General features: G+C 77.1%; 1 pseudogene. It reads right to left on the bottom strand.

Annotated features, from left to right (window positions below):
* Positions 1 to 1,342 (bottom strand): annotated as a pseudogene (locus JNW91_RS31385) (lipopolysaccharide biosynthesis protein); the annotation flags it as partial.
* Positions 1,343 to 1,355 lie beyond the last annotated feature (13 nt).

The following is a 1,355-nucleotide window of genomic DNA, read 5'->3' as shown; positions in this document are numbered from 1 at the left end:
TGGCCGCCGCCGCGAGCAGCATCGCGGTGTCGACCAGCGGCTGGCCGGACCACCCGCCGGGCGAACGCCGCGGCGCTCAGGTTCTCGGTGGCGATGCCGGCGGCCCACGCGAACGCCGCACCCGTGGCGCCGTGTCCGGGGATCAGCCAGAGGCCCAGCGACACGGTCACGGCGAGCCCGGCCAGCGTGGCCGCCAGGTGCAGGCCGCTGCGTCCGCCCATCAGCAGCAGGCTCTGCACGTTGCCCACCCCGGTGTTCACCAGCATCGCCAGCGCCAGCACGGTCATCGCCGGCACGCCGGCGGTGAACTCCGGCCCGAACAGTTGCAGGAACGCCAGCGCGAACACCGCCAGCAGCAGGTACACCGGCCAGGACAGCACCAGCCCCCAGGTCGTCAACTGCCGGTGCACGGCCGCGGCGGCGGCCCGCTCGCCACGCCCGAGCAGCCGGGAAAGCTGCGGTGACACCGCCACCCGCAGCCCCTGCATGGCCAACTGGCCGGCGAGCACGTACCGGCCGACCGCGCCGAACACGCCGGCGTCCGCCGGACCGGCCAGCACCGAGGTGAGCAGCACGCCCACCCACATGCTCCCCGCGTCGATGGCCGCCGAGGCGGCGCGGGGCAGCGCGAAGCGCCAGAACGTCGACCAGTCGGCACGGCCCGGCCGCAGCGCCGCGCCCCGGCCCAGCCCGAGGGGGCCGGCCACCAGGGTGAGGCTGACCAGCAGCGCCAGCGCCGCCGGCACCAGCCAACCGGTCATGCCGGCGAGCAGGCCGCCGCCGGCGAGCGCGGCCGCGCCGACCAGCGCCGGGCGGGCCACCGGCAACAGGAGGAACTGCACTCCCACGTACGCCCGGATGGGTCGCACGCAGCGCAGCGCGGCCAGCAGCAGGGTCATCGCGACCACCACCGGCACGGCGGTGAAGGTGACGGTGAGCAGCGCGTCGCCGCTCGCGCCCGAGCCGCGCAGCAACCGGGGGGCGAGCGCGTCGGCGGCCAGCACGCCGCGCCGGCGACCAGGAGGCCGGCCAGCAGCGGCGGGAGGAGCGCCACCGGCAGTACCCGGGCCGCATCGCCCCGTGCGCCGGTGCGACGTCGGGGCAGCGCCCACATCAGACCGGTCTCGGCGCCGAGCGTGCAGACGGCGGTGGCCACGGTGACCACGCCGATGGCGGTGAAGAACGCACCCGCGCCGGCCGTGCCGTACCCCCGGGTGATCACCACGGCCAGCACGAAGCCGAACAGGCCGCTGGTGGCCGCTCCGAGGAGCCCGGCCACGCCGCTGCGCGCGCTGCGCCGGGTCTCGGCCGCGCCGAGGTCTCCCGCGCCGGCGGTGTCCACCGGCGGCGAATGC

This window comes from Micromonospora parastrephiae, assembly GCF_016802865.1.
GTDB lineage: Bacteria > Actinomycetota > Actinomycetes > Mycobacteriales > Micromonosporaceae > Micromonospora > Micromonospora parastrephiae.
Note: the sequence above shows the minus strand (reverse complement) of the source record. Positions and strands in the feature narration are given on the sequence as shown.